This window comes from Lacrimispora sp. 210928-DFI.3.58 (assembly GCF_020554865.1).
GTDB lineage: Bacteria > Bacillota > Clostridia > Lachnospirales > Lachnospiraceae > Enterocloster.
In genome coordinates this window covers 1-1,718 of the sequence record NZ_JAJCIC010000091.1, presented here as the reverse complement: position 1 = coordinate 1,718, position 1,718 = coordinate 1, and the positions used below count along the sequence as shown (strand labels likewise).

The following is a 1,718-nucleotide window of genomic DNA, read 5'->3' as shown; positions in this document are numbered from 1 at the left end:
GGTTAAATGAAAAAGTAATTGCAAGTTTTGCCATCAATAAGCCCCTTCTATTGCGTTAGGGACTGCAGTAAGTCCTGCAAAAGATGGGATGGCATTTAGTCCTGCAATGAGGTATGATAGACTTGTCTGCAGCCCGAAGCAGACTGGAGGTTCCTATGAAACATTTAACTCTCTCTGATCGTATCCGAATTGAAGCCATGCTGGGGGAAGGGAAAAGCTTCTCCCAGATCGCAAAAGAGCTGGGCAAATATCCCTCTACCATTTCCAGGGAAATACGCAGCCATCGTTCGGTTGTTGTCCATTATTCAAATGAATTGACACGGAAACGGTCAGAATGTGAGCATTTGGAGTCCTGTACGGTCAAATCCCTCTGTGGCAATCCGCGGTGTGATTCGCTCTGCTCCAAATGCCGCAGCAAGCGCTGTACGCTCTACTGTAAAGACTTTTCTCCGAAGGTATGTGAGCTGCTGAAAAAACCGCCCTATGTCTGCAATAAATGCCCAAAGCTCCGGTCCTGTTCCCATGATTTCTTTTTTTATCGGGCCAAATATGCGGATGACGCCTATCATGAAGTCAAGTCCTCTTCCCGCAGCGGTATCAACCAGTCTCCGGAGTCCCTGGAACAATTGGATAAGCTTGTTTCTCCTCTTTTAAAGCAGGGCCAGTCCCTTTCTCATATCTATTTCTCACATGCCGGGGAAATTGGCTGTTCCCAGCGTACCTTGTACAACTACATTGATCAGAAGCTCTTTACGGCCATTAACCTGGATCTGCCGCGTAAAGTTCGCTACAAACCACGCCACAAACATCATAAAGAAGTGGAAATCCCAGGATACCGCGAAAACCGTACCTATGCAGATTTTGAAAGCTACATGGTGCAGCATCCGGACACTCCGGTCGTGGAAATGGATGTGGTAGAGGGAGCCGGCGGAAAAAACGAGAATGTATTCCTTACTTTGCTGTTCCGAAACTGCCTTCTTATGCTTGTTTTTCTCCTTCCGGCTGACCGCAGAGAATACGTCAGGGAGATCTTTGATCTTCTTTATGATAAGCTGGGGCCGGAGACCTATGCCCGGCTGTTCCCCCTGATTCTCACAGACAATGGCTCCTCCTTTAAGGATCCACGGGTTTTTGAGCGGGAAACCGGAGACGGCGGGCATACACGCCTATACTTCTGTGACCCGATGGCCTCCTGGCAAAAGGGAAGACTGGAAAAGAATCATGAATTTATCCGCTATATTCTTCCTAAGGGCCGTACCTTTTCGGCTCTTACGCAGGAGGATGCCACACGGATCGCTAACCATATCAACAGCACAGCAAGAGCCAGTTTAAACGGCCATACCCCGTTTGAACTGGCTCAACTGCTGTTAGACAGGAAACTGATGGAGCTCTGCCATCTGGAACCCATTCCAGCGGACCAGGTGGTATTGAAACCGTCACTGCTCAAGTAAACAGCATCATACGCTTCGGGCACAGGCTTCATAAAATCCCTGTCAGATGGGTGGCAGTTACTTCTGCAAAAGTAACCCAGCCATCCCCTTATGCTGCCCTAAAATGCTCCATTTTCATCATGTTCCCTGTCTTTCAGTATAATAGAAATGTCTAAAAATAACCAGCCCTTCCGTGATAATTTCAATGCCTATTTGCGATTATCTTTACAAAATTCATTGATTTTTCAATGGATTCTGCGGGGGTGCGGTTACTTTTTCATTTAACTA

The 1,718-nt window shown here is 47.2% G+C and carries 1 protein-coding gene; it reads left to right on the top strand.

Features of this window, described 5'->3' with window-relative positions:
• The first annotated feature begins 155 nt into the window (after window positions 1–155).
• Window positions 156–1,451, top strand: a complete 1,296-nt coding sequence (locus LIZ87_RS22030) for an IS30 family transposase (protein ID WP_227149223.1) — start codon at window positions 156–158, stop codon at window positions 1,449–1,451.
• Window positions 1,452–1,718 lie beyond the last annotated feature (267 nt).